18 protein-coding genes are annotated in these 22,701 nt (G+C 72.5%); 4 read left to right on the top strand and 14 right to left on the bottom strand.

The window, feature by feature from the left end; all coding sequences use genetic code 11:
- Window positions 1–8: 8 nt before the first annotated feature.
- The 8 genes from ACQP2Y_RS31615 to ACQP2Y_RS31580 form a co-directional block, all read right to left on the bottom strand.
- Window positions 9–1,346: a BNR repeat-containing protein gene (locus tag ACQP2Y_RS31615; RefSeq protein ID WP_433718990.1), complete on the bottom strand. Its 1,338-nt coding sequence runs from the start codon at window positions 1,344–1,346 to the stop codon at window positions 9–11.
- 104 nt (window positions 1,347–1,450) lie between these two features.
- Window positions 1,451–1,843, bottom strand: a complete 393-nt coding sequence (locus tag ACQP2Y_RS31610; protein WP_433718987.1) for a GntR family transcriptional regulator — start codon at window positions 1,841–1,843, stop codon at window positions 1,451–1,453.
- Complete coding sequence (locus ACQP2Y_RS31605; RefSeq protein ID WP_433718985.1) at window positions 1,840–2,676, bottom strand: hypothetical protein; 837 nt, start codon at window positions 2,674–2,676, stop codon at window positions 1,840–1,842. Before ACQP2Y_RS31605 ends, ACQP2Y_RS31610 begins: the two co-directional genes overlap by 4 nt.
- A gap of 61 nt (window positions 2,677–2,737) precedes the next feature.
- On the bottom strand, window positions 2,738–3,724 hold the full coding sequence (locus ACQP2Y_RS31600; protein WP_433718982.1) for an LPXTG cell wall anchor domain-containing protein: 987 nt from the start codon (window positions 3,722–3,724) through the stop codon (window positions 2,738–2,740).
- A 110-nt stretch (window positions 3,725–3,834) separates the two neighbouring features.
- Complete coding sequence (locus ACQP2Y_RS31595; RefSeq protein ID WP_433718980.1) at window positions 3,835–4,071, bottom strand: hypothetical protein; 237 nt, start codon at window positions 4,069–4,071, stop codon at window positions 3,835–3,837.
- 68 nt (window positions 4,072–4,139) lie between these two features.
- The gene (locus tag ACQP2Y_RS31590) at window positions 4,140–5,459 is read right to left on the bottom strand and encodes an NAD(P)/FAD-dependent oxidoreductase (RefSeq protein ID WP_433718978.1); all 1,320 of its coding nucleotides are present in this window, start codon (window positions 5,457–5,459) and stop codon (window positions 4,140–4,142) included.
- Window positions 5,444–6,814: an aspartate aminotransferase family protein gene (locus ACQP2Y_RS31585; RefSeq protein ID WP_433718975.1), complete on the bottom strand. Its 1,371-nt coding sequence runs from the start codon at window positions 6,812–6,814 to the stop codon at window positions 5,444–5,446. The genes ACQP2Y_RS31590 and ACQP2Y_RS31585 overlap by 16 nt, the downstream gene beginning before the upstream one ends.
- Entirely contained in the window at window positions 6,811–7,266 is a 456-nt protein-coding gene (locus ACQP2Y_RS31580) for an Lrp/AsnC family transcriptional regulator (protein ID WP_360544365.1), read from the bottom strand. Before ACQP2Y_RS31580 ends, ACQP2Y_RS31585 begins: the two co-directional genes overlap by 4 nt.
- 276 nt (window positions 7,267–7,542) lie before the next feature.
- Between ACQP2Y_RS31580 and ACQP2Y_RS31575 the strand changes: the two genes are divergently transcribed.
- A complete protein-coding gene (locus ACQP2Y_RS31575; RefSeq protein WP_433718973.1) occupies window positions 7,543–8,742 on the top strand; it encodes a saccharopine dehydrogenase family protein in 1,200 nt (399 codons plus the stop codon).
- On the opposite strand, the gene gabT is transcribed toward ACQP2Y_RS31575, so the two are convergent.
- From gabT to ACQP2Y_RS31550, 5 genes are all read right to left on the bottom strand, one after another.
- Window positions 8,716–9,999 (bottom strand): 4-aminobutyrate--2-oxoglutarate transaminase, encoded by a 1,284-nt coding sequence (gene gabT / locus ACQP2Y_RS31570; RefSeq protein ID WP_433718972.1) that lies wholly within the window; start codon window positions 9,997–9,999, stop codon window positions 8,716–8,718. The genes ACQP2Y_RS31575 and gabT overlap by 27 nt on opposite strands.
- 3 nt (window positions 10,000–10,002) lie before the next feature.
- A complete protein-coding gene (locus ACQP2Y_RS31565) occupies window positions 10,003–11,442 on the bottom strand; it encodes a gamma-aminobutyraldehyde dehydrogenase (RefSeq protein WP_433718970.1) in 1,440 nt (479 codons plus the stop codon).
- 100 nt (window positions 11,443–11,542) lie between these two features.
- Entirely contained in the window at window positions 11,543–12,601 is a 1,059-nt protein-coding gene (locus tag ACQP2Y_RS31560; RefSeq protein WP_433718967.1) for a lysylphosphatidylglycerol synthase transmembrane domain-containing protein, read from the bottom strand.
- Between the two features lie 35 nt (window positions 12,602–12,636).
- Window positions 12,637–12,828, bottom strand: a complete 192-nt coding sequence (locus tag ACQP2Y_RS31555) for a hypothetical protein (protein WP_433718965.1) — start codon at window positions 12,826–12,828, stop codon at window positions 12,637–12,639.
- The gene (locus ACQP2Y_RS31550; RefSeq protein WP_433718963.1) at window positions 12,825–14,063 is read right to left on the bottom strand and encodes an NAD(P)/FAD-dependent oxidoreductase; all 1,239 of its coding nucleotides are present in this window, start codon (window positions 14,061–14,063) and stop codon (window positions 12,825–12,827) included. Before ACQP2Y_RS31550 ends, ACQP2Y_RS31555 begins: the two co-directional genes overlap by 4 nt.
- Before the next feature lie 99 nt (window positions 14,064–14,162).
- Between ACQP2Y_RS31550 and ACQP2Y_RS31545 the strand changes: the two genes are divergently transcribed.
- Both ACQP2Y_RS31545 and ACQP2Y_RS31540 read left to right on the top strand, forming a co-directional pair.
- A complete protein-coding gene (locus tag ACQP2Y_RS31545) occupies window positions 14,163–14,732 on the top strand; it encodes a hypothetical protein (RefSeq protein ID WP_433718961.1) in 570 nt (189 codons plus the stop codon).
- A gap of 43 nt (window positions 14,733–14,775) precedes the next feature.
- Window positions 14,776–15,612 (top strand): siderophore-interacting protein, encoded by an 837-nt coding sequence (locus ACQP2Y_RS31540; protein ID WP_433718959.1) that lies wholly within the window; start codon window positions 14,776–14,778, stop codon window positions 15,610–15,612.
- On the opposite strand, the gene ACQP2Y_RS31535 is transcribed toward ACQP2Y_RS31540, so the two are convergent.
- The gene (locus tag ACQP2Y_RS31535) at window positions 15,609–17,150 is read right to left on the bottom strand and encodes a glycoside hydrolase family 13 protein (RefSeq protein WP_433718958.1); all 1,542 of its coding nucleotides are present in this window, start codon (window positions 17,148–17,150) and stop codon (window positions 15,609–15,611) included. The two genes, ACQP2Y_RS31540 and ACQP2Y_RS31535, sit on opposite strands and share 4 nt — an antisense overlap.
- Window positions 17,151–17,325: 175 nt before the next feature.
- On the opposite strand from ACQP2Y_RS31535, the gene pulA reads away from it, so the two are divergent.
- Window positions 17,326–22,683, top strand: coding sequence for a pullulanase-type alpha-1,6-glucosidase (gene pulA, locus ACQP2Y_RS31530; RefSeq protein WP_433732157.1), 5,358 nt, complete (start codon window positions 17,326–17,328; stop codon window positions 22,681–22,683).
- Window positions 22,684–22,701 lie beyond the last annotated feature (18 nt).

The raw sequence follows: 22,701 nt of genomic DNA, 5'->3' as shown, positions 1-22,701 counted from the left end.
CGATGCGCTCAGGGGCGTACCGTCCAGTCCTGGATGTCGATCTGGCTGCCGCCGTAGCGCGGCGCGAAGATGCTCAGCACGCCGAGCGTGCGCAGCCGCTCGTGGTCGACCAGCGGGTCGGAGAAGTAGATCGCGCCGGACGTGTAGCGCAGCGTCCAGTCGGTCCAGCCGGAGGCCTTCGAGGCCGTCTCGATGTGCAGCTTGCGGGTGCTGGAGTCGCCGCTGGCGACGTAGAGGTTGTCCGCCGCGTCGACCGCGATGTCACCGCGGCTGGAGCGCTCCAGGAACGGCGTGTACGTCTGGTGCCAGACCTTCGACGCCTTGTCCCGCCAGTAGTGCACCAGCACCGCGTTCTCCCGGGCCGCGGTGAAGTCGCTGTTGCTCGGGGCCGACGCGGGCAGGTGCGAGGCCAGCACGTGCACGATCCCGGCCTTGTCGACCACCTGCGACTCCTGGTTGATCAGGCCGCGGTTCTGGCCGATGGCCCAGACCCGCAGCCCGGCCGCGTCGGAGATCAGCGGCGCGCTGCCGGTGGTCGCGATGACGGTCCCGGCGTTGTTGCGCCAGGTACGGCCGTCGTCCTTGCTGTACGCGTAGAACAGGTCATGGTTGGTGCTGGCGTTCGACGTCTCCCGCACCGTCCACGTGGCGTGCAGCAGGCCGGTGCTGTCGTACTCCAGCCCGAACAGGTACGCGTTGTTGTTGGCCGTGGTGCCGTCGATGAACCGCCCGACGGAGCTCCACGTGCCGCCCGCGTACTCGTAGAGGACCTCGTCCCCGGCGCCGCTGGTGCCGGTGCGCAGGGCGAGCTGCAGCTTGCCGGCCGGGGTGGTGAGGAACTGCGGGTACGTCATCGTCGGCATGCCCGCCCCGGTCAGGCTGGTCACCACCGGGCCGAAGCTGCTCGTGGACCAGGCCGCCGTGCCCGGGGAGGTGGCCAGCCCGGCGATCGACCGGCGGTAGCGCAGCACCGAGGAGTGCATGTCGAAGGCCAGGTGGATGGTGCCGTCCTGGCGCGAGATGCCGATGCTGATGGTGTTGTGCGAGTCGGTCGAGGTCGTCGCGTAGTCGGTGAGCCGCAGGTTCTGCCACCCGCCGCCGGGCAGCTGCCGCCGGGACAGGTTCACGTAGCCGCTCTGGTCCCAGAACGCCGTGTACTGCCAGCCCGCGACGGTGGTGATGCCGTCCTGCTGGAACGACTCGCCGTTCATGTAGCCGGTGTAGGTCAGCGCGGTGCGGCCGGTGGTGGTCAGCACGGTGACGGAGCTCTGCGTGACCGTGGGCGCCGCCGCCAGGGCGGGGGAGCCCGCGAGTGCGGTGGCGAGGACCAGGATCACGGCGGTCATGAATCGTTTCATCGACGCCCTCGAAGACTTCGCTGGTGCTCGGGAAGGTTTCGCAGACGTTAAGCCCCGGTCTCGCGGATAGTCAAGGGCGTCGATATCTCCGGTCAGGGGGTGGCGTCGAGGGCCCGGTGCAGCGCGTCCAGGATGGAGCCGCGGTCGGCGCCGGCCGCCCGGGCCCGCCAGACGTAGTCCTCGGCGGCCCGCCGCAGCACCGACTCGTCGTCCGCCGGACCGGCCGGGCGGGCCGGGTCGTCGGCCACCCGGGTGCCGCCGCCGCGGCGGGAGACGACCAGGCCGGCGGCCTCGAGCTCCCGGTACGCCCGGGCGACCGTGCCGACGGCCAGGCCCAGGTCACCGGCGAGCTGCCGCAGCGGCGGCAGGCGCTCACCCCGGCGCAGCGAACCGCTGCCGATCAGGGCGGCGAGCTGCCGGCGCACCTGCTCGTACGGCGGGGTGGGGTCCGTCGTCGTGACACTCAGGACCGGCGGCTCGCTCATGCCCGGGCCCGCTTGGCCGGCAGCAGCACGCAGGCGCCGCACCAGGCCGCCGCCGCGAACGCGACCAGGCCCAGTGCCGACAGGCTCTGTCCCGCGAAGTCCCACCACTGGGCGGAGCACTCCGACCTGGTCCGCAGGGCCAGGGCCGCGGTCAGGGCGATCCCGGTCAGCGGAACGAGCACCAGGACGCCGGTCGCGGCGGTGACGACCTCGGCGGAACGCCGCCGCAACGCGTCGTCGGTGGCGGCGAGCTCGGCGGCCTGCGGGCGGCGGACCACCCGGTGCAGCGTGAACGCGGCCAGCACGAGCCCGGCCACCACGGCTGACAGGGCCGGAACGGTGTAGTGCGATCCCGGCCACGGCTCCTGCACATTTCCCGGGCACGTCAGCTGCCGACCGCCGGAGTCCGCGGAGGCGGTCATGGTCGTGAGGGTGGCCACGGCGAACAGTGCCACGGTGGACACGGCGACGCCCGCGCCGAGGAGGCGGGGTACGTAGTCGAGCGTGCGGCGGACGCGGAGCCCGGCCCGGCGGACCCCGCCCGCCGGCAGGCCGCGGGTCGCCTCGCCGGTCAGCGCCCCGGCGAAGACGCCGATGCTGAAGACGGGCGCTGCCAGCAGGATCCCGCGGCCCAGCTCGGGGGTCTGCGCGGCGACGGCGACGGCGGCGGCCACGGCGCCGGTGAGGATGCCGGCCACTCGCCACTTCGCGGCCGGGTCGGGGCGGCGGACGGCCGGGGCGGGCACGGTGAGGGGCCAGTGGACCCGGACCAGCGCGAGGGCGGCGATGCCGAGCAGCAGCAACACCAGGACCACCGTGGCGATGACGTACACCCGTCCCCCTTTGTGTCATGCGCTCGATACAAGGGGAGGGTGCCAGTCGGTCGAACTTGTGTCAATACAATTGGCGCCGCCGGCGCGCGAGCATGAGGGTCGCGACTCCGCTGAGCAGCAGCGCCACGCCGATGCCGGCCGCCCCGGCGGTCTGGCCACCGGTCACCGGCAGGCCCGCGCCGCCGGGCTCCTCGCCGGGGCCCGCGCCGGGCTCCGCGCCGGGGCCCGCGCCGGGCTCCGCGCCGGGGCCCGCGCCGGGCTCCGCGCCGGGGTCCTGGCCGGTTCCGGCCACAGTGGCGGCCGCGGAGGGCGGAGCGGTGGCAGCCCGGGAGGGTGAAGCGGTGGCGGCCGGGGAGGGTGAAGCGGTGGCGCTCGGCGCGGGTGATGCGGTGGCGCTCGGGGAGGAGGTGGCCGGGAAGGCCGAAGGGCTCGCCGGGGCCGGGCCGTCAACCAGCTCCAGCGGGGCGAAGTTGCCGTTGGTGCGGATGTCGGCCATCGGCAGCGCCCGCCCCCGCAGGCCGACGACACCGTCGGTGCCCCGGGTCACCGCGGCGCCCGGCACCTTGAAGTAGTCGACCACCTTGCGCAGACCGCCACGGGAGGCCGCCCAGCTCAGGCTCTGCCAGCGGAACGGCAGGCCGTGGATGTGCCCAGGCGCGGCGTCCGGCCGCACCGAGACCATCGGGGCCTCGAGGGTGAGCCCGCCGTGCCCGGGCACGATCGCGTCGTCGAACTGGCACCAGGCGATCTCCGCGTCGGTCCCGGTCGTGTACCAGCAGTTGCGGTAGTGCCGGGTGAACTCCAGGTCGCCGTACGCCCGCACCTCGGCGACCAGGCCGCGGACGGGCGCGGCCTGCACGCTGATCACGCCGAGGGCCGCCGTGACCTCCTCGCCGCGGTGCACCCGGTACGTCACCTTCTGCCACATCTCGCCGTCGACCAGTTCGGTGACCGCCTCCAGCGCCGCCGGGTCCGGTGGTGCCGCGACCGCCGCACCCGGCGCGGCGGTGAGGGCCAGCGTGATCACCAGGGCGAGCCGGCCGTACATGAGGCGACTCCGGGGCTGGGCGATGCGGACACCGGATGCTACGACGCCCGGCCGGCCATTGTGGCCGTTCAGCGCCTTTTATCCCATGCGTGTCGTCGCCGGCGGACGGCTCAGATGATCAGGTCCAGGGAGCTGCCGAGCTGCCCGATGTCCAGCGTCTTGCTGGTCGTCTGGCGCTCCTTCAGCGAGTCCTCCTCGGTCCGGGTGACAACCGCCTTGTCCTTGGCGGCGACCTTCTCGGCCGCCTTCGCCGCCAGGTCGTCGGCCAGCTTCTGCTGAATGCGCTGGAACTCGGTGCGGGCGCTGGACGTGCTGGACCCCGTCGAGCCGATGGCCTCGACTGCCATGGTGAACCCCTGTCGTCGTCGCTGACTGTCGGGCCACCCCATCGGCAGGGTCGCGCGGATCTGCACCCTTATTTCCGGGCGATTTCCCAGGCGTCGCGCAGGGCTGTCCCGTGCAGGGCGGCGTTGATGCCGAGCCAGCGCAGCGGTTCCGGTTCCCAGGCGCGGGAGCGGTGGCCGGTCCACGGCAGCCGGGTGCGCTCGGAGTCCGTACCGGTGATCAGGTCGGCCAGGGTGCGCCCGGCCAGGTTGGCCGCGGCGACGCCGTCGCCGACGTAGCCGCCGGCCCAGGCCAGGCCGTCGGCGAGGCCGACCGAGGGCATCCAGTCGCGGGGGATGCCCAGCGGACCGCCCCACCGGTACGCGATCGGCGGGTCGATGCCGAACAGGTCGGTCAGGGCCTTGCGCAGCGCCGCGAAGACACCGGGCTCCCGGTCGTACGCGGGGCGCACGCGCGAGCCGAAGTGGTACGGCGCACCCCGCCCACCGAACGCCAGCCGGTCGTCGGCGGTCCGCTGGCCGTAGACGATCAGGTGCCGATGGTCGGTGAACGTCTCGCGCCGGGCCAGGCCGATCCGCTCCCACACCTCGGGCGGCAGTGGCTCGGTGGCGATCATCAGGGAGTACACCGGGGCCAGGGTGCGGCGGTGTCCCGCCAGGGCGGCCGTGTAGCCCTCCAGGGCCCGGACCACCACGTCCGCGCGTACCGTGCCGTGGTCGGTGCGGACCGCGCCGCGCGACAGCCGCAGCGCCCGGGTGCCCTCGTGGATCGCGACGCCCCGGCGCTCGACGGCGGCCGCCAGCCCGCGGACCAGGGCCGCCGGCTGCAGCGACGCGCAGTCGGGGCTGAACGTGCCGCCTAGCACCCCGGCAGCGCCACACTTCTCCCGCGCGGCGGCGGCGTTCAGCAGCGTCACGTCCAAGCCGTACTCCTGGGCCTCGGCTGCCTCCGCCTCGGCCCGGCGCAACTGGACCGCCGATCGGGCCAGCGCGATCGTGCCGCCCTTGGCGTACGAGCAGTCGATGCCCTCGGCCGCGGCCGCGCGGCCCACCTCGTCCACCGTCTCGGCCAGCGCCCGGTGCATGGCCACCGCCTGCTCCCGGCCGTGCCGCCGGGCCAGCGCGCCCACGCCGACGGGGAACAGCCCGGAACACCAGCCACCGTTGCGGCCGGAGGCGCCGAAGCCCGCGTACTGCGCCTCGATGACCGCGATCCGCAGCGTCGGGTCGGCCCTTGCCAGGTAGTACGCCGTCCACAGCCCGGTGTACCCGGCGCCGACGATGGCGACGTCCACGTCGCGGTCGCCGGGCAGCGGCGGCCGGACCGCCTCCGGTTCCCCGAGGGCAGCCAGCCAGTAGGAGGGGCCGGGTGGGCTCAGAGCCGGGCCCACGCCTCGGTCAGCACCCCGCGCAGGGCGTGCTCGATCTCGGCGAAGTGCTCCTCCTCGCAGATCAGCGGGGGTGCGAGCTGGATGACCGGGTCGCCGCGGTCGTCGGCGCGGCAGTACAGCCCGGCCTCGAACAGCGCCCGGGACAGGAAGCCGCGCAGCAGCCGCTCCGACTCGTCGGCGTCGAACGTCTCCTTGGTCGCCTTGTCCTTGACCAGCTCGATGCCGAAGAAGTAGCCGTCGCCGCGGACGTCGCCGACGATCGGCAGGTCGTTGAGCCGCTCCAGATAGGACCGGAACAGTGCCGAGTTGGCCCGGACGTGGCCGTTGAGGTCCTCGCGCTCGAAGATGTCGAGGTTGGCCAGCGCGACCGCGGACGCGACCGGGTGCCCGCCGAAGGTGACACCGTGCGAGAACGAGTTGGCGCCCTCCAGGAACGGCGCGACCAGGCGCTCGGAGGCGATCATCGCCCCCAGCGGGACGTACCCGGAGGTCAGGCCCTTGGCGCAGGTGATGATGTCGGGGGTGTAGCCGAACCGGGTCGAGCCGAAGTACTCACCGAGCCGGCCGAACGCGCAGATCACCTCGTCGGAGACGAGCAGCACGTCGTAACGGTCGCAGATCTCGCGGACCCGCTGGAAGTAACCGGGCGGCGGCGGGAAGCAGCCGCCGGCGTTCTGCACCGGCTCCAGGAAGACGCAGGCCACGGTGTCCGGGCCCTCGAACTCGATGGCCTCGGCGATGCGGTCGGCCGCCCAGATGCCGAACTGCTCCTCGCTCATCGACTCGTCCGGGCGCCGGTAGTAGTTGGTGTTGGGCACCTTGAGCGCGCCCGGCACGAGCGGCTCGAACTCCTGCTTGATCAGCGGCAGCCCGGTCAGCGACAGCGCGCCCATGGTGGTGCCGTGGTAGGCGATGGACCGGGAGATCGCCTTGGTCTTCATCGGCTTGCCGGTCAGCTTGAAGTAGCTGCGGGCCAGCTTCCACGCGCTCTCCACCGCCTCGGAGCCGCCGGTGGTGAAGAAGACCCGGTTGAGGTCGCCGGGGGTCAGCGTGGCCAGGCGCTCGGCCAGCTCCACCGCGGTCGGGTGGGCGTAGGACCAGAGCGGGAAGTAGGCCAGCTCGGACGCCTGCTTCGCGGCGGCGTCGGCCAGCTCGCCGCGGCCGTGCCCGGCCTGCACGACGAACAGCCCGGAGAGCCCGTCCAGGTAGCGGCGGCCGTTCTGGTCCCAGATGTACGGCCCGGAGCCGCGCACGATGACCGGCACCTCGCCGGCCTGCGCCCCGGTGTACGACGACATCCGGGTGAAGTGCATCCACAGGTGGTCGCGGGCGGACCCGGACAGGTCTTCGGTCATCGTGTCCCCCATGCGTAGGTCTGTTTGGCGAGCTTCAGGTACATGAACGTCTCGGTGCCGGTGACGCCGGGCACCGCGCGGATGGCCTCGTTGAGCAGCGTCAGCAGGTGCTCGTCGTCGGTGCAGACGAGCTCCACCAGCAGGTCGTAGCCGCCGGCGCAGATCACCACGTAGTCGACCTCGGGGATGGCGGCCAGCTGCTCGGCGATGGCGCGCATGTCGCCGACGCACTTGACCCCGACCATGGCCTGGCGGGCGAAGCCCAGCATCAGCGGGTCGGTGACCGCGACGATCTGCATCATCCCGCCGTCCAGCAGGCGCTGCACCCGCTGGCGCACGGCCGCCTCGGACAACCCGATGATCTTCGCCAGCGCGGCGTAGGACATCCGTCCGTCCCGCTGCAGGTGGTCGATGATCTGCTTGTTCACGTCGTCCAGCGCCAGGTCCGTCACGCAGCGATTCTGGCGTGCAGGACGGCGGATGGCAACGGAATCCGTCGGCGCATTCCGGACACTCCCGCGAATCCGTGGCGGGGCTGACCGTGCTCTGTGGAGCGGGCGCCGAGGCGGTGCGGTGACTGTCATGAGGTGGCTTCCCGGGGGGTGGAGGCAAACCCTGCTGCTGCGTTTATCGCAGAATTTTGGCCCATTGACAAGTGTTTCCGTCGCGATACCGTGATCGCCACACGTTTTCATGTGACGAGCGCACCTTTTGTGGAGAGGCATGCCATGCGCGTACTACTCGTCGGTGCCGGCGGGGTCGGCGCGGCGGCTGTCGGCATCGCCGCCCGACGCGACTTCTACGAAGCCTTCGTGGTCGCCGACTACGACCTCGAACGGGCGCGCGCGGCGGTCGCCGGGCACGCGGGCTTCACCGCCGCCCGGGCCGACGCGTCGTCCGCCGCCGCGGTAGCCGCGCTCTGCCGCGAACACGCCATCACCCACGTGCTGAACGCGGTCGACCCGCGGTTCGTCATGCCGATCTTCGACGGCGCGTACGAGGCCGGCGCCGACTACCTCGACATGGCGATGTCCCTGTCGCACCCGCACGCCCAGGAGCCGTTCAGCCGTACCGGGGTCAAGCTCGGCGACGAGCAGTTCGCCGCGGCCGGGCGCTGGCTCGACGCCGGCCGGCTGGCGCTGGTCGGGATGGGCGTGGAGCCCGGCCTCTCCGACGTCTTCGCCCGGTACGCGGCCGACCACCTCTTCTCCAGCATCGACGAGATCGGCATCCGCGACGGCGGCAACCTGGTCGTCGCCGGCTACGACTTCGCCCCCTCGTTCTCGGTGTGGACCACCATCGAGGAGTGCCTCAACCCGCCGGTCATCTGGGAGGCCGGCCGCGGCTGGTTCACCACCGAGCCGCTGAGCGAGCCGGAGATCTTCGACTTCCCCGGCGGCATCGGCGAGGTGGAGTGCGTGCACGTCGAGCATGAGGAGGTGCTGCTCATCCCGCGCTGGGTCGACGCCCGCCGGGTGACCTTCAAGTACGGGCTCGGCAAGGAGTTCATCGACGTGCTGAAGACCCTGCACAAGCTGGGTCTGGACCGGACGGCACCGGTGCGCGTCGGCGGCGTCTCGGTGTCACCACGCGACGTGGTGGCCGCCTGCCTGCCCGACCCGGCCGGGCTCGGCGACAAGATGACCGGCAGCACCTGCGCCGGCACCCTGGTCACCGGCACGGGCCGGGACGGCCGGCCCCGCTCGGTGTACCTCTACCACGTCGTCGACAACGCCTGGTCCATGCGGGAGTACGGCTCGCAGGCCGTCGTCTGGCAGACCGCCGTCAACCCGGTCGTCGCCCTCGAACTGCTCGCCACCGGCGCGTGGCGAGGGGCCGGCGTCCTGGGCCCCGAGGCCTTCGACGCCGTCCCCTTCCTCGACCTGCTCACCGCCTACGGCTCACCCTGGCAGCTGCGCGAGCAGTGACTCGGCCAGGATGTCCAGGCCCCGCGCGATCTGCTCCTCGGAGATGACCAGCGGCGGCAGGAAGCGCAGCACGTTGGCGTAGGTGCCGCAGGTCAGCACCAGCAGCCCGGCACCGTGACAGGCCCGCGCCACGGCCGCGGTGCGCAGCGGGTCCGGCTCCAGCGTGCCCGGCTTGACCAGCTCGATCGCTAGCATCGCGCCCCGGCCGCGGACCTCGGCGATGCCGGGGTCGCTCATGGCCAGCGCGGTCAGCCGGAGCATGAACTGCGCCTCGATCCGCTTGGCGGCGGCGTTGAGATCAAGCTCCTGCATGGTCTCGATGGCGGCCAGCGCGGCGGCGCACGCGATCGGGTTGCCGCCGTACGTGCCGCCCAGGCCGCCCGGGTGCACCGCGTCCATCAGCTCGGCCCGCCCGACCACCCCGGCCAGCGGCAGCCCACCGGCCATGCCCTTGGCCGTGGTGACCAGGTCCGGCTCCACGCCCTCGTCGGCACAGGCGAACCAGGAGCCGGTGCGGCAGAAGCCGGTCTGCACCTCGTCGGCGATGAACACCGCCCCGGCCTCCCGGGACCAGGCGGCCAGGACCGGCAGGAAGCCCGGGGCCGGCACCACAAAACCGCCCTCACCCTGGATCGGCTCGATCAGCACCGCGGCCACGTTCGCCGCCCCGACCTGCTTCTCGATCACGTCGATGGCCCGCGCGGCGGCGTCCGGCCCGGACAGCCCGCCGTCGCGCAACGGGTACGACATCGGGGCCCGGTAGACCTCCGGCGCGAACGGTCCGAACCGGTGCTTGTACGGCATCGACTTCGCGGTCAGCGCCATCGTCAGGTTGGTCCGCCCGTGGTACGCGTGGTCGAACACCACCACTGCCTGCCGCCCGGTCGCGTGCCGGGCCACCTTGACCGCGTTCTCCACCGCCTCGGCACCGGAGTTGAACAGCGCCGCCCGCTTGTCGAACCGCCCCGGGGTCAGCGCGGCCAGCTGCTCGCACACGGCCACGTACGACTCGTACGGCGTCACCATGAAGCAGGTGTGGGTGAACCGCTCGACCTGCTCACGGACGGCGGCCACCACCCGCGGCGCCGCGTTACCGACACTGGTCACCGCGATGCCGGAACCGAAGTCGATCCACTCCCGGCCGTCGACGTCGTGCAGGCTGCCGCCGGCCGCATGGTCCACGTAGGACGACACCATGGAGGTGACGCCTCGCGCGACGGCGGCGTGGCGGCGCTTGTGCAGCTCCTCAGACCCCATGGATCAGCCCTCGAGACTGTGCATGACGTGCTTGATCCTGGTGTAGTCCTCCAGGCCGTACACGGAGAGGTCCTTGCCGTGCCCGGAGTGCTTGAAGCCGCCGTGCGGCATCTCCGCGACCAGCGGGATGTGGCAGTTGACCCAGACGCAGCCGAAGTCCAGCCGCCGGGTCATCCGCATCGCCCGGCCGTGGTCGCGGGTCCACACCGACGAGGCCAGGCCGTACTCGACGCCGTTGGCCCAGGCCACCGCCTCGTCCTCGTCGGTGAAGCGCTGCACGGTGATGACCGGCCCGAACACCTCGTCCTGGATGATCTCGTCGGTCTGCCGCAGACCGGAGACGACCGTGGGGGAGTAGAAGTAGCCGCGCTCGCCGACCCGGGCGCCGCCGGCCTCCAGGCTGGCGTGGTCGGGCAGCCGGTCGATGAAGCCGCCGACCCGGTCCAGCTGGCGGGCGTTGTTCAGCGGGCCGTAGAGCACGTCCTCGTCGTCCGGCGCACCGGTGCGGGTGCCGCGGGCCTGCTCGGCCAGCGCCGCCACGAAGTCGGTGTAGACGCCGGGGGCGGCCAGCACCCGGGTCGCGGCCGTGCAGTCCTGACCGGCGTTGAAGTAGCCGGCCTCGGCGATCGCCGCCGCGGCCGCCTCGAGGTCGGCGTCGTCGAAGATCACCACCGGTGCCTTGCCGCCCAGCTCCAGGTGGGTGCGCTTGAGGTCGGCCGCGGCGGCGGAGGCCACCTCCATGCCGGCCCGCACCGACCCGGTGATCGAGACCATCCGCGGGGTCGGGTGGGCGACCAGGGCCCGCCCGGTGTCGCGGTCACCGACCACGACGTTGAGCACGCCCGGCGGCAGGAACTCGGCGGCGATCTCGGCCAGCATGACCGTGGTGACCGGCGTGGTGTCCGAGGGCTTGAGCACCACCGTGTTGCCGGCCGCGATCGCCGGGGCCAGCTTCCACACCGCCATCATCAGCGGGTAGTTCCACGGCGTCACCTGGGCGCAGACGCCCACCGGCTCCCGCCGTACGTAGCTCTCGTAACCGGTCAGATACTCACCCGCGGAGCGGCCCTCCAGCAGCCGGGCCGCGCCGGCGAAGAAGCGGATCTGGTCGACGGCCGGCGGCAGCTCCTCGCTGGCGGTCAGCCCGAGCGGCTTGCCGGTGTTCTGCGACTCGGCGGCCACGAGCTCGTCGGCCCGGGCCTCCACCGCGTCAGCGAACCGCAGCATGGCCCGCTGCCGGTCGCTCGGTGTGGTGTCGCGCCACTTCTCGAACGCGGTCGCCGCCGCCGCCATCGCCCGGTCGACGTCGGCCTGCCCCGACACCGGCGCGGCCGCGAAGACCTCACCCGTGGACGGGTCGATCAGGTCCTCGTACCGGCCGTCGGCCGGTTCGGCCGCCGCCCCGTCGATGAAGTTGGTCAGCACGCGCTTGGTGGTGCTCATCGGGCCTCCCGCAGAGATATCACGCCTCGCGGAGACATCTTTTCACCGAATCCGCAGCAGACAAGACCTGCGATCACTGTTTCCGTGGCGATCGCCGGAGTTACCGCACCGGCACCGTGGTCGCCCGGCGCAGCGCGAGCGCCGCGGCACCACCGGCCGGGATGATCAGCCAGCAGGAGAGCAGCCGGTAGACCAGCACGGCGGCGGCCGCACTGATGGCCGTCGCGCCGGTCGCGGTGAGGCCGGCGACCAGCGCGGTCTCGACGACTCCGACCCCGCCCGGGGTCAACGGCACCTGCCGCACGATCTGCACCCCGAGGTAGATCCCGGCCAGCGTGGTCACGCCCACCGGCAGGCCCAGCGCGCGGGCGGCCGCCGCCAGGCAGAGCAGATCGGTCAGCCAGTTCACCGCCGCGTACACCAGCGCCACCGCCCAGTCGCGTACGCGCAACCCGGCCCCGGCCCGCCAGGCGCCGCGGGCCGAGCTCAGCAGCCGGGCCACGCGCCGCCCGGCCCGACTGTTCCGCAGCGGACCCGCGCCGGTGGAAGCCCGCTCTGGCCGGACCGCGTGCCGGCGCCCGAGCGCGACGCCGGCCGTGGTGAGCGCGGCGATCGCGGCGACCACCACCAGCGGGCGCCAGCTCAGATAGGTGCCCGGGTCACGCGCGACGACGCCCGCGCCGCCGGCCACGTACAGCAGCGTGAGACCGCCGATGGAGGCCAGCCCGGACACCACCGCGGACGCGGCACCGACCCGCCGGGACACGCCGGCCTTCTGGTACTCCCGGATCGCGTACGCGGTGGACACCGCGGCCCCGGCGGGCAGGCTGATCGACAGGGCCGACCGGGCCAGCGTGATGGCCATGATCCGCCGCACCCGCAGCCGGACCCCCAGATTGGCAAGGAGATGCTGCTGCTGGAACGCGAACGCCGCGAGCGAGACGACCTGCAGGGCGGCCGCGAGCGCGATCCAGCCGTAGTCCGCACCGGCCAGGGCAGCGAGGAACTCGCGCGGGTCCGGCAGGCGCCCGCGCAGACCGATGGCCGCCAGCACGACCACCGCGACGCCGATCGCGGCCAGACGCGCCCAGCGCGGAACGCCCGCACGGGCCGGAGCCGCCGCCGGGCGCTCCCGCACCTCGGACGGCGGACGCGACATCGCCTGATCCTTGCAAACGACGTCCAGCGCGGGCGCTACTCCTCGTCGTGCTCCCGCGCATCGACGTGGTCCAGCACCGCCGGGTCGGCGGTCCGCAGGCGGTCCATCTCCTCACCCGCGTCGCAGGAGAGCAGGGCAATCTCCACCGATTCCGGGGTACGGACCAGCACCCGCCAGGTCGCGCCGGACTCCTCCCAACGCCGTAGCCGTTCCAGGGCCTCACTCATGCGAACACCTCCGTCAGGGCGACGTCCGGGTCGGCCAGCCGGACCGGATCGACGGTACGGCCCCGCAGCCCGGCCCGGACCAGCTCCTGGATCTGCTCGGTCACGTCCCACACGTTGACGTTCATCCCGGCGGCGACCCGCCCCTCGACCGTCCAGAAGGCGATGAACTCGCGGCCCGGCTCGTCACCGCGGATCACCACCTGCGCCTCCGTCCCGGGCGGCACCCAGCCGGCGTACTCCATGCCCAGGTCGTACTGGTCGGTGAAGAAGTACGGCAGCCGGTCCCACTCGGCGTCCTGGCCCAGCATCGCGCGGGCGGCGACCGGCCCGGAGTGCAGGGCGGTGTCCCAGTGCTCCACCCGCAGCCGGGTCCGCAGCAGCGGATGGTCGACGTTGGCGACGTCCCCGGCGGCGAAGATGTCCGGGTCGGCGGTGCGCAGCTGCCGGTCGACGAGCACGCCGTTGTCGACCGGGAGCCGGGCCTGGTCGGCCAGGCCGGTGTTCGGCGTGACGCCGATGGCCACCAGGACGACATCGGCGTTGATGGTCGTGCCGTCGGTGAGCACCACCTGGGCCACGTCCGGTCCGCCGCGCAGCTCCTGGACCCGCGCACCGAAGCGGAAGTCGACACCGTGCTCACGGTGCAGGCCGAGGAAGACCTTCGCGAGGCGGTCACCGAGGACCGAGCGCAGCGGCAGCTCGGCGGGCGTCACCACGGTCACGGTGGCGCCGCGCGTGCGCGCGGCCGCGGCGACCTCCAGCCCGATCCAGCCGGACCCGACGACCACCAGGTGGGTGGCGCCGTTGACGGCCGCGGCGATCCGGTCCGAGTCGGCCAGGGTACGCAGCGAGAACACGTTGCCGAGCCCGGCGCCCGGCACACCCAGGGTCCGCGGCGAGGCGCCCGTGGACAGCAGGAGTTTGTCGTAACCGAGGTCGTCACCGTCGGAGAGCCGGACCCGGTGCTTCTCGGCGTCGATGGCGCTGACCGTGGTGCCGGTCCGCAGCTGCACGTCGTGCCCGGCGTACCAGTCGAGGTCGTGCACGTACGCGTCGTCGCGCTGCGCGGTGCCGAGCAGCAGGCCCTTGGACAACGGCGGCCGCTCGTACGGGATCTCCGGCTCGGTGCCGATCAGCGCGACCGGGCCGGTGAAGCCCTCCGCGCGCAGCGTCTCGGCGGCCTTGGCACCGGCCAGTCCGGCGCCGGCGATGACGAACGTACGGTCCCCGGGCATGAGCACCCTCCTTTGCGGACACCATGCCACGACTCTCGGGGTCGTGTCGGGGTCATTCCCGGATGTGGGCCGAGGGTGCCCGGCGGCAGGCTGAGGCCCATGCCGAGACTCCTCAGGATCTGTGCCCTCGCCGCCCCGGCGCTCATGCTGGTCTACGGGCTGCTGCGGGTGGTGGACGGCCTCGACGGCGACCGGCACAACGGCCCGGCGTGGGACCTCGGCCACGTCGCCTTCTTCGTCGCCATCGTGCTGTTCGCCGTGCTCGCCGTCGCGCTGCGCGGGCTGGACCGTCCCGCCGCGCCGGCGTCCCGCATCCTGGTTGAGGCGGCCACGGTCGCCGTGCTGTTCGGCGCGGGCTGCTTCCTCTGGGTCATCACCGGCGACCTCTCGGAGGACTTCCGCTCGGCGGCGCCGCTGCCGGACCCGCTGGAGCTGATCGGTCCGGCGCTCTTCCAGATCGGGCTCCTGATCCTGCTGGTCCGGCTGGTCCTGGCCCGCCGGCTGCCGGTCTGGAGCCCGGTGCTGGTGCTGGTGGGCTTCGCCGCGATCGGCCTCAACCTGGACCTGCTGCCGCTCGGCGCGGCCCTGGTGCTGGCGGCGCTGCTGCCGCTGGCCCTGTCCCGCGACGCGCGTCTCACCACCGGGCAGCACCGGCCGGTCGGTTCGTAAGGGTAGCCTTACCCCGACCGAGACCCAGTAGGGAAGTGTTGTCATGGCGAACAGGCCTGTCCGGGCGGCCACGATCGGGGAAGTCACCCGGGTCGAGCAGCTCACGCCGCACATGGTCCGCATCGTGGTGGGCGGGGCCGGCCTGACCGGGCTCGACGCCGGCGCGTACACCGACCACTACGTCAAGATCCTGTTCCCGCGGCCCGGGGTCGCGTACCCGGAGCCGTTCGACCTCGCCGTGATCCGCGAGACGCTGCCCCGCGACCAGCAGCCCCTGGTCCGCACGTACACGGTGCGCCGCTGGCGCCCTGAGGTCCCCGAGCTGTGGCTCGACTTCGTCGTGCACGGCGACGAGGGCATCGCCGGCCCGTGGGCCGTCGCGGCGCAGGTCGGCGACCCGGTCCGCTTCATGGGCCCGGGCGGCGGCTACACCCCGAACCCGGCGGCGGACTGGCACCTGCTGGCCGGCGACGAGAGCGCCCTGCCGGCGATCGCGGCAGCGCTGGAGGGCATGCCGGCCGGGGCGCCGGTGAGGGCGTTCATCGAGGTGGCTGACGCGGCCGAGGAGCAGAAGCTGGAAACCCCGGCGGACGCCGAGATCACCTGGCTGCACCGCGACGGCCGGCCGGTGGGCGAGGCGCTGGTCGAGGCGGTACACGGCTTGACGTTCCCGGCGGGGCAGGTGCACGCGTTCGTCCACGGCGAGGCGACCTTCGTCAAGGACCTGCGCGCGTTGCTGCGGGTGGAACGCGGGCTGCCGATGACGCAGCTGTCCATCTCGGGCTACTGGCGTCGCGGCCTGAACGAGGACGGCTGGCAGTCGACCAAGCGCGAATGGAACCAGCAGGTCGAACGCGAACAGGAACCCGCGGCCAGCTAGTTCGGCTGCTCGCGCAGCCAGGCGGCGGTGTCGCGGGGGAGCAGCCCGTCCTCGGCGAGTGGTCCGCTGGTGAGCAGCACGTCCCCTTCCGGCAGCCGAGCATCGCCGTCACCCATGGCTACGGCGAGGGTCACGCCGCACCCTCGCCGGGCGAGCAGCAGCCCGTCCTCCTGGACCGACCACAGCACGGTGTCCTCGGCCGGCAAGAAACGCCGCAGCTCCAGCGCCCGCCGGGTCAGGTGCAGCGTCGACCCCGGATCAGCCACCTGCGCCTCGACCGACAGAGCACCCCACCCCGCCGGAACCGGCAGCCACGGCGGCTGACCGCCGGCCGGGGAGAAGCCGTACGCCCCCGCCGGGTCACGCCGCCATGGCAACGGCACCCGGCAGCCGTCGCGGGAGAAGCCGGCCCTGGTCCACGCCGGGTCCTGCCGAGCGGCCACCGGCACGTCGACCTCCGGCAATCCCAGCTCCTGCCCCTGGTAGAGGTACGCAGCACCGGGCAGGGCCAGCACGGTCAAGATCGCCGCGCGGGCGCGGGCCGGGTTGCCGTAGCGGGTCGGGGCTCGGACCACGTCGTGGTTCTCGGCTACCCAGGTCACCGGGGCCGGGCCCGCGGCGTGCGCCAGCAGAGAAGTGCCCGTGGCCACCCAGGCGTGCGGATCCCAGGGCGTCGTCACGAAGGCGAACGCGAATGCCTGGTGGAGTTCGTCGGGGCGGACGTAGCGGGCCGCGCGGTCAGGGGACAGGTTCACCTCGCCGATCAGGACGCGCGGCGGGTCGTACGAGTCGGCGAGCCGCCGCCACGTGCGGTAGACGTGGTGGACCTCTTCCTGGTCGCAGGCCAGCGGGTTGCCGCGCAGCCGGCCCGGCTCGGGGATCACGCCGGCCGGCAGGTCGGGCAGACCCGGGGCTTTGAACAGGCCGTGGGCCACGTCGATGCGCAGGCCGTCGACGCCGCGGTCGAACCAGAAGCGCAGGACGTCGACGAAGAACGGTGCGGTCCGCGGGTCGCGCCAGTTCCAGTCGGGCTGTTCCGGCGCGTACAGGTGCAGGTACCACTGCCCGGGGCGGCCGTCCGGCTCGGTGATGCGGGTCCAGGCCGGTCCGCCGAAGACGCTCGGCCAGTTGTTGGGTGGCTCGGTGCCGCCGGGGCCGCGGCCGTCGGCGAAGTGGAACCGTTCGCGGGGCGGGCTGCCGGGGGCGGCGGCCAGCGCGGCCCGGAACAGCGGGTGGGCGGCGGAGCAGTGGTTGGGGACCACGTCGGCGATCACGCGCAGGCCGAGTTCGTGGGCCCGGGCCAGCAGGGTGTCGAACGCGGCGAGGTCGCCGAAGAGCGGGTCGACGTCGGTGTAGTCGCTGACGTCGTAGCCGTGGTCGGCTTGCGGTGAACGCTGGAAGGGCGTCAGCCAGATCGCATCGGCGCCGAGCCTGGCCACGTGGTCCAGGCGGGCGGTGATGCCGGCCAGGTCACCGACGCCGTCGCCGTCCGCGTCGGCGTAGGAGCGCGGGTAGATCTGATAGACGACGTCGGTCATGTCCACATTGTTGCTCGAAGGTTTCGCTGTAATTCCATGACAACTTCTGCAAAGTCTTGCAAGGGCTGTCCGCCGGAGGTTAGCGTGCGTCGTCGCCCCGCCATCGGAAGGCCTCAATGTGGAAACCCTCCTGCCCGGACGGCGTCCGACGTTCGTCGGGTCCCTCATCCTGGGCGTGCTGCTGAGCATCGCCGCGGTCGTGCCCGCCTCCGCCGCCCGTCCCGCCGAGCCGTCCGCCGCCGCCCTGGCGAGCTGGGGCTTCGACGCCGCGCCGGAGCCGGCCGAGCAGTTCTACTTCGTGCTGCCGGACCGTTTCGCCAACGGTGACCGGTCCAACGACACCGGCAGGCTGCCCGGTGACCGGCTCTCGACCGGCTTCGACCCGGCCGACAAGGGCTTCTACCACGGTGGTGACCTGCAGGGGATCATCAACCGGCTGGACTACATCCAGGGGCTGGGTACCACCGCCATCTGGCTGGCCCCGGTCTTCAAGAACCGGCCGGTGCAGGGCAGCGGCGACGACATCTCGGCCGGCTACCACGGCTACTGGATCACCGACTTCACCCAGGTCGACCCGCACTTCGGCACGAACGCCGACCTGCAGCGGCTGGTCGACCTCGCGCACCGGCGCGGCATGAAGATCTACCTGGACATCATCGTCAACCACACCGCCGACGTCATCAAGTACGCCGAGAACAAGTACGACTACATCGACAAGGCCACCGCCCCGTACGTGGACGCGCAGGGCCGGGAGTTCGAGGACCGCAACTACGCCGACGGCAGCCGCGCCTTCCCGCAGCTGAACAAGGAGTCGTTCCCGTACACGCCGGTGATCGACGCCGAGGACGCCACCGTCAAGAAGCCGGCCTGGCTCAACGACCCGACGATGTACCACAACCGCGGTGACTCGACCTTCGTCGGCGAGAACAGCGAGTACGGCGACTTCTTCGGCCTCGACGACCTGTTCACCGAGCGTCCCGAGGTCGTCCGGGGCATGACGAAGATCTACGGCGACTGGATCGCGAAGACCGGCATCGACGGCTACCGCCTGGACACCGTCAAGCACACCGACCTGGACTTCTGGCCGCAGTTCGCCGACGGCATCGACCGGGCCGCGCGCCAGGCCGGCAAGCAGGACTTCTTCATGTTCGGCGAGGTCTACAGCGCCGACCAGGAGGTCGAGTCGACGTACGTGCGTCGCGGCGGCCTGCCGGCGATCCTGGACTTCTCCTTCCAGGCCGCGGCGAAGTCGTTCGCCGCCGACGGGGGCTCGGCCAAGGCACTGTCCGACCTGTACGCCGCCGACGACCTCTACACCACCAGCGACACCGGCGCCGACCGCCTGCCGACGTTCCTCGGCAATCACGACATGGGCCGGATCGGCTCGTTCGTCGCGGCCGCCGAGAAGGACCCCGCTGTCCAGTTGCGCCGCGACCGGCTCGCCCACGAGCTGATGTTCCTCGGCCGCGGCCAGCCCGTCGTCTACTCCGGCGACGAGCAGGGCTTCACCGGCCCGGGCGGCGACAAGGACGCCCGGCAGGACATGTTCGCCAGCCGGTCGGCCGACTACCTCGACGACGACCTGATCGGCACCGACCGCACCCACGCGGTCGCCAACTACGAGACCGGCCACCCGCTCTACAAGGCGATCGGCTCGCTCGCCGCGCTGCGCAAGGCCCACCCCGCCCTGCGGGACGGACTGCAGGTCACCCGGTACGCGGCTGACGGCCCCGGCGTCTTCGCCACCTCGCGGATTGATCGCAAGTCGCGCACCGAGTACGTGGTCGCGGTCAACAACGCCACCACCGCGCAGACCGTCACGCTCGACACCTGGACCCCGGCGGGCTCGTTCGCCGGCATCTACGGCGCCACGGGTACGGCGGCCACCGGCGGCGACGGCAAGCTGACCGTCACCGTCCCGGCCCTGTCCTCGGTCGTCTACCGGGCCGCCAAGCCGATCGCCCAGGCATCCGCCGCTCCCACCGTGACATTCACCGCGCCCAAGGCCGAGGCCCTGGTGCCGACGCGCACCGAGCTGACCGCCACGACCACCGGCGACCCGCTGTCCACGGTCACCTTCGCCGCGCAGGTCGGTAACGGCCCTTGGCAGCTGCTCGGCACCGCGGACCGGGCGCCGTACCGGATCTTCCACGATCTGACCGGCCTGGCCGGCGGCACCCCGGTGAAGTACAAGGCGGTGGCCCGCGACAGCCGCGGGCGCCTCGCGGTGACGAACACGCGGATCAAGGTCGGCACGCCGCCGGTGACCGCCGGACCGGACTACGCGATCGTGCACTACCAGCGACCGGCCGGCGACTACGACGACTGGGGCCTGTACGCCTTCGGCGACGTCGAGACGCCGACCACCTGGCCCGCCGGGCAGCCCTTCGACGGGGTGGACGCGTACGGCCGGTTCGCCTGGGTCAAGCTCAAGCCGGGCGCCAAGAACGTCGGCTTCATCGTGGTCGACAAGAACGGCGTCAAGGACGTCGGCGCCGACCGTTTCCTGGATCCGACGAAGACACCCGAGGTCTGGCTGAAGCAGGGTGATCCCACGGTCACCACCACCGGCCCGGCCGTCGAGCAGGACCAGAACACCGCGATCGTGCACTACCGGCGGGCCGACGGTGACTACTCCGGCTGGGGTCTGCACGTGTGGGACGGCGCCGCGGCTCCGACCGAGTGGTCCGCGCCGCTGCCGCCCGCCTCGACCGACGCGTTCGGCGTGACGTTCCGGGTGCCACTGGCGGCCGGGGCGACCGGGCTGAACTACATCATCCACCAGGGCGACACCAAGGACCTGCCCGACGACCAGCGGCTCGACTTCGCCACGGCCGGGCGGGAGGTGTGGCGGCTGTCCGGCGTACCGGATCGGCTCCTGCCCGTGGTCCGCAGAGCCGGCGGCGGGATCGCCGACCTGACCAAGTCGAACGCCGTCTGGATCGACCAGCGGACGATCGCCTGGAAGACCGGCACCGGCACCTCGCTGGAGCCGGTCGGGGCCGGCACCGACGGCCGGGTCTACGACCTGGTCTACGCCCCCGAGGGCGGCCTGAGCATCGTGGACGGCGAGCTCACCGGCCCGCACGGCACCATCCGGCTGAACGCACGCCGCAACGGTCTCACCGAGGACCAGCGCAAGGCGAACCCGCACCTGTGGCAGTACCCGGCGTTCCGGCTCAGCGACGTGTCGAAGATCAAGGATGTGCTGCGTGGCCAGGTCGCGGTGACCGAACGCGACGCCGAGGGCAAGCTGCTCTCCGCGACCGGCGTGCAGACCGCCGGCGCTCTCGACGACGTGTACGCCAGGGCGGCGCGGGCCGAGCTCGGCGCGACGTTCTCCGGCGGCCGGCCCAGCCTCGCGGTGTGGGCGCCGACCGCCCGGACGGTGTCGCTGGAGCTCTTCGACACCCCGGCGGCGACCGCGCGGACGGTCGCGATGACCCGGGACGCCGGCACCGGCGTGTGGTCGGTCCGGGGCGGCAAGGACTGGAAGGGCAAGTACTACCGGTACCGGGTCACCGCCTGGCAACCCGCGGCGAACAAGGTCGTCACGGCCTCGGTCACCGACCCGTACTCCGTGGCCCTGTCGCCCGATTCCACCCACAGCCGGATCGCCGACCTGAGCGACCCGGCGCAGACCCCGGCCGGCTGGGCCGGGCTGCGCAAGCCGGCCCAGAAACCGGGCAAGGTGCAGATCTCCGAGCTGTCCGTCCGGGACTTCTCCATCGCCGACAGCACCGTCCCGGCCGCCGAACGCGGCACCTACCAGGCCTTCACCGACCCGGGCACGGCCGGCACTAAGCAGCTGCGGGCCCTCGCCGCGGCCGGCACCACCCACGTGCACCTGCTGCCGGTCTTCGACTTCGCCACCATCCCGGAGAAGCGCGCCGACCAGCAGCAACCGGCCTGTGACCTGGCCGCGCTGCCGCCGGACTCCGCGGAGCAGCAGCAATGCGTGGCGGCGGTGGCGGCGAAGGACGGCTACAACTGGGGCTACGACCCGCTGCACTACACGACCCCCGAGGGTGGTTACGCCGTCGACCCGGACGCCCGCACCCGGGAGTTCCGCGAGATGGTCGCCGGGCTCAACCGCGACGGCCTGCGGGTGGTCCTGGACGTCGTCTACAACCACACCTCGGCCGCCGGCACCGACCCGCACTCGGTGCTCGACCAGATCGTGCCCGGCTACTACCAGCGGCTGCTGGAGGACGGCACGGTGGCCAACTCCACCTGCTGCGCCAACACCGCGCCCGAGCACACCATGATGGGCAAGCTGGTCGTCGACTCGCTGGTGACCTGGGCCCGGGCGTACAAGGTCGACGGTTTCCGCTTCGACCTGATGGGCCACCACCCGAAGGCCAACATCCTGGCCGTGCGGGCCGCGCTCGACAAGCTGACGGTCGCCCGCGACGGCGTCGACGGCAAGAGCATCTACCTGTACGGCGAGGGCTGGGACTTCGGCGAGGTCGCGGGCGACGCCCGCTTCGTGCAGGCCACCCAGAGGAACATGGCCGGTACGGGCGTAGCCACGTTCAACGACCGGCTGCGCGACGCCGTCCGCGGTGGCGGCCCGTTCGACGACAACCCGCGCATCCAGGGCTTCGGCTCCGGCCTGTTCACCGACCCCAACGGCGACCCGGCCAACGGCACCACGGCCGAGCAGAAGGCCCGGCTGCTGCACTACCAGGACCTGATCAAGGTCGGGCTCAGCGGCAACCTGGCGGGCTACCGGTTCACCTCCTCCACCGGTACGCCGGTGACGGGCGCGCAGGTCGACTACAACGGCTCGCCGGCCGGCTACACCGCGGCGCCGGGCGAGGCGATCACCTACGTGGACGCGCACGACAACGAGATCCTGTTCGACGCGCTGGCCTACAAGCTGCCGCAGCGGACCTCGGCGGTGGACCGGGCCAGGATGCAGTCGGTGGCGCTGGCCACGACCGCCCTCGGCCAGGGCCCCGGCTTCGTCACCGCGGGCAGCGAACGGCTGCGCTCGAAGTCACTGGACCGCAACTCGTTCAACTCCGGCGACTGGTTCAACCAGATCAGCTGGGACTGCGCGAAGGGCAACGGCTTCGCCCGCGGCCTGCCCCCGGCGGCCGACAACGAGGCCAAGTGGCCGTACGCGAAACCGCTGCTGGCCGACCCGAAGCTGGTCCCGGGCTGCGACGCGGTGAACCTGGCCGACGCCCGCTACCGGGAGCTGCTGGCGATCCGCAAGTCGTCGCCGGTCTTCGGGCTGCCGACCGCCGCCGAGGTGCAGAAACGGCTGTCGTTCCCGCTCTCCGGCGCCGCCGAGACGCCCGGAGTGATCACCATGCAGCTCGACGGGCGCGGCCTCGACCGTCGCTGGAAGTCGGTCACCGTGGTCTTCAACGCCACCCCGGCGACGGCGACCCAGACCGTACCGGCGCTCAAGGGCGCGACCGTCGGCCTGCACCCGCTGCAGCACGAGCCGGCGTCGTTCGACCGGGCCACCGGCACCTTCACGGTGCCGGCCCGGACCACGGCGGTGTTCGTGCAGAACTGATCGGCTCTGGACTAACCG

It is taken from the genome of Actinoplanes sp. CA-051413 (assembly GCF_050955795.1).
GTDB lineage: Bacteria > Actinomycetota > Actinomycetes > Mycobacteriales > Micromonosporaceae > Actinoplanes.
This window is presented reverse-complemented; position numbering and strand designations above follow the sequence as displayed.

Excerpts from the sequence above, each read along its gene's own strand:
- ACQP2Y_RS31615 (WP_433718990.1), bottom strand. The coding sequence starts at position 1,346 with ATGACCGCCGTGATCCTGGTCCTCGCCACCGCACTCGCGGGCTCCCCC.
- ACQP2Y_RS31600 (WP_433718982.1), bottom strand. The coding sequence starts at position 3,724 with ATGTACGGCCGGCTCGCCCTGGTGATCACGCTGGCCCTCACCGCCGCG.
- ACQP2Y_RS31585 (WP_433718975.1), bottom strand. The coding sequence starts at position 6,814 with ATGACCGAAGACCTGTCCGGGTCCGCCCGCGACCACCTGTGGATGCAC.
- ACQP2Y_RS31550 (WP_433718963.1), bottom strand. The coding sequence starts at position 14,063 with ATGCCCGGGGACCGTACGTTCGTCATCGCCGGCGCCGGACTGGCCGGT.
- gabT (WP_433718972.1), bottom strand. The coding sequence starts at position 9,999 with ATGGGGTCTGAGGAGCTGCACAAGCGCCGCCACGCCGCCGTCGCGCGA.
- ACQP2Y_RS31545 (WP_433718961.1), top strand. The coding sequence starts at position 14,163 with ATGCCGAGACTCCTCAGGATCTGTGCCCTCGCCGCCCCGGCGCTCATG.
- ACQP2Y_RS31595 (WP_433718980.1), bottom strand. The coding sequence starts at position 4,071 with ATGGCAGTCGAGGCCATCGGCTCGACGGGGTCCAGCACGTCCAGCGCC.
- ACQP2Y_RS31555 (WP_433718965.1), bottom strand. The coding sequence starts at position 12,828 with ATGAGTGAGGCCCTGGAACGGCTACGGCGTTGGGAGGAGTCCGGCGCG.
- ACQP2Y_RS31565 (WP_433718970.1), bottom strand. The coding sequence starts at position 11,442 with ATGAGCACCACCAAGCGCGTGCTGACCAACTTCATCGACGGGGCGGCG.
- ACQP2Y_RS31560 (WP_433718967.1), bottom strand. The coding sequence starts at position 12,601 with ATGTCGCGTCCGCCGTCCGAGGTGCGGGAGCGCCCGGCGGCGGCTCCG.
- ACQP2Y_RS31610 (WP_433718987.1), bottom strand. The coding sequence starts at position 1,843 with ATGAGCGAGCCGCCGGTCCTGAGTGTCACGACGACGGACCCCACCCCG.
- ACQP2Y_RS31575 (WP_433718973.1), top strand. The coding sequence starts at position 7,543 with ATGCGCGTACTACTCGTCGGTGCCGGCGGGGTCGGCGCGGCGGCTGTC.
- ACQP2Y_RS31535 (WP_433718958.1), bottom strand. The coding sequence starts at position 17,150 with ATGACCGACGTCGTCTATCAGATCTACCCGCGCTCCTACGCCGACGCG.
- ACQP2Y_RS31540 (WP_433718959.1), top strand. The coding sequence starts at position 14,776 with ATGGCGAACAGGCCTGTCCGGGCGGCCACGATCGGGGAAGTCACCCGG.